Source organism: Dactylosporangium aurantiacum (assembly GCF_000716715.1).
Lineage (GTDB): Bacteria > Actinomycetota > Actinomycetes > Mycobacteriales > Micromonosporaceae > Dactylosporangium > Dactylosporangium aurantiacum.
In genome coordinates this window covers 1-392 of the sequence record NZ_JNYJ01000163.1, presented here as the reverse complement: position 1 = coordinate 392, position 392 = coordinate 1, and the positions used below count along the sequence as shown (strand labels likewise).

Here is a 392-nt window from a genome sequence, read left to right as displayed (position 1 = left end):
GAGGTCTGCAGGGAGGAGTCCTCGGTGCCGTTGAACTTGAGGGTGACGGTCTGGCCGGCGAAGGCGGTGAGGTTGTAGGTCTTGGCCTGGTATCCGGTGGCCTTGTTGAGGTTGGACAGGGTGCCGAGGGTGGTGGAGCCCGCGGTGACGGTGAGTTTGTCGTACGCGGTGGCGGTGGTGGTCTCGGCGGTGTCGATGTGGACGTAGAAGGTGAGGGTGGCGGTGCAGCCGGCGGGGATGGTGACGGCCTGGCTGATGGACTCGGTGTGGGTGGAGCCGTAGCCGAGCAGCCAGGCGGCGTAGGTGCCGGTGCGGGCGGGTTGGCCCTGGCTGGACCACTGGCCGATGGCGCCGGTGGTGCCGGTCCACGACGTGGCGCCGGACTCGAAGCC

The 392-nt window shown here is 68.9% G+C and carries 1 pseudogene; it reads right to left on the bottom strand.

From position 1 onward, the window contains the following. Positions 1-392 (bottom strand): annotated as a pseudogene (locus OP18_RS59025) (aminopeptidase); the annotation flags it as partial.